This is a genomic window from Vibrio sp. 10N.286.48.F5 (genome assembly GCF_041469785.1).
GTDB lineage: Bacteria > Pseudomonadota > Gammaproteobacteria > Enterobacterales > Vibrionaceae > Vibrio > Vibrio crassostreae_C.
On record NZ_JBFRLG010000093.1, the window covers coordinates 1 to 695 of the forward strand.

The 695-nt window shown below is 38.4% G+C and carries 1 protein-coding gene; it reads left to right on the plus strand.

Going from position 1 to position 695, the window contains the following annotated elements:
• Positions 1 to 88 precede the first annotated feature (88 nt).
• Positions 89 to 481: a RidA family protein gene (locus tag AB4185_RS21955; protein ID WP_017065166.1), complete on the plus strand. Its 393-nt coding sequence runs from the start codon at positions 89 to 91 to the stop codon at positions 479 to 481.
• Positions 482 to 695 lie beyond the last annotated feature (214 nt).

A 695-nucleotide genomic window follows, 5' to 3' on the forward strand; every position in this document is an offset into this window, starting at 1 on the left:
TTAGATATACAGTAATAAGAAAACGACGAATTAATTTAAATATATTGGAACAGAACCAATATTATCTATAAAGAAGTGGAGTTAAAAAATGACTATTAAACGTTACGGTGTTGAAGGCGGTACAGGTACAGGCGGACAACATTTACCATTTGCACGCGCAACTGAAGCGGGTGGTTTCCTATACGTTTCTGGCCAGACACCGATGACAGATGGTGAAGTGGTAGAGGGTGGCATTGTTGACCAGTCTCGCCTAGCGATCCAAAACTGTGTCGATATCATGACTGAAGCGGGCTACGGCCTAGAAGACGTAATGCACGTAAAGGTTGTGCTAACGGATTCTCGTTACTTCCAATCTTTTAATAAGGTATTCAAAGAGTTCTTCGGTGCTAACCCACCGGCTCGTATCTGCATGGTTTGCGACCTAGTTGTAGACGTGAAGGTTGAAGTAGATGTGACTTGCTACCGCGCGGATCGCGTTTAGTAATAACCTAATCACAATTACCTACTTAGAGAGTATTAGGGGTTAGTCATCCCTGTTATTATCCTTTAATACTCTCACCCTACATTTATAAAAATTACTTTAATTAAAATAGATAAAATCAATGTAATTATATGAAATATAAAAATGAATGAATCATAAATAAAGTTCAAGAATGAACTCAATATTTCACTGAGAGGTGTCAAATGAACAGCAC

Coding starts and splice junctions, on each gene's coding strand:
- AB4185_RS21955 (WP_017065166.1), top strand. CDS start 89: ATGACTATTAAACGTTACGGTGTTGAAGGCGGTACAGGTACAGGCGGA.